Annotated in this window: 1 protein-coding gene; it reads left to right on the forward strand. The window is 59.4% G+C overall.

The genetic code is table 11. The features are described from left to right. Nucleotides 1-519: DNA translocase FtsK (locus B3187_RS11205; RefSeq protein ID WP_286806481.1), on the forward strand; the 519-nt coding region annotated here is incomplete at its 5' end. Nucleotides 520-567: the final 48 nt, after the last annotated feature.

The following is a 567-nucleotide window of genomic DNA, read 5'->3' on the forward strand; positions in this document are numbered from 1 at the left end:
GTGATCACCGGTCTGATCAAGGCGAACGTGCCGACGCGGATTGCGTTTCAGGTGTCCTCGAAGATTGATTCACGCACGATTCTGGATCAGGGTGGGGCGGAGCAGTTGCTGGGCCACGGGGATATGTTGTATCTGCCTCCCGGTACGAGCAATCCGGTGCGTGTTCACGGCGCTTTTGTTGATGATCATGAGGTGCACAAGGTGGTGGCGGATTGGAAGAAGCGCGGTGAGCCGAATTATATTGATGGGGTGACGGATGAGAGTACGACCAGTTCGATTCCGGTACCGGGTATGCCCGGAGGGGAAGAGGGCGGTGATGCCGGTGAGGGGGATGCCCTTTACGATGAGGCGGTGGCGTTTGTGATTGATTCACGCAAGGCGTCGATTTCAGGGGTTCAGCGCAAGCTGCGCATCGGCTACAACCGCGCGGCCCGCCTGATCGACACCATGGAAGCCGCCGGCGTGGTCTCCGAAGCCGGCCACAACGGCAACCGCGAGGTCCTGGTCCCCAAAAACTGATTTCGTATGGTGGTTTCGAGAGAGACCGGCGAGAGAGGGGAATACCCC

It is taken from the genome of Marinimicrobium sp. UBA4209, from assembly GCF_002381585.1.
Classification (GTDB): domain Bacteria; phylum Pseudomonadota; class Gammaproteobacteria; order Pseudomonadales; family Cellvibrionaceae; genus Marinimicrobium; species Marinimicrobium koreense.